Here is a 299-nt window from a genome sequence, read left to right as displayed (position 1 = left end):
AGGTGGGCGTGGATGTGCCCAATGCTAGCTTGATGATCATAGAGAACCCTGAGCGCCTTGGACTTGCCCAGCTCCACCAGCTACGTGGACGAGTGGGACGCGGCACAGTAGCAAGTCATTGCGTGCTTCTCTACCATGCACCACTGTCTAAAACAGCTCAGAAACGACTGGGAGTATTAAGAGAGAGTAATGATGGTTTTATTATTGCGCAGCGTGACCTTGAAATAAGAGGCCCTGGAGAGCTACTGGGGACCAAACAAACCGGTATTGCTGACTTCAAGATCGCTGACTTAGTAAGA

At 50.5% G+C, this 299-nt stretch carries 1 pseudogene; it reads left to right on the top strand.

Annotated elements, in window-relative coordinates:
* Window positions 1-299: pseudogene (locus AB4585_RS23945) on the top strand (ATP-dependent DNA helicase RecG); the annotation flags it as partial.

Source organism: Vibrio sp. 10N.222.49.C9, assembly GCF_041474985.1.
Taxonomy (GTDB): Bacteria; Pseudomonadota; Gammaproteobacteria; order Enterobacterales; family Vibrionaceae; genus Vibrio; species Vibrio crassostreae_C.
This window is presented reverse-complemented; position numbering and strand designations above follow the sequence as displayed.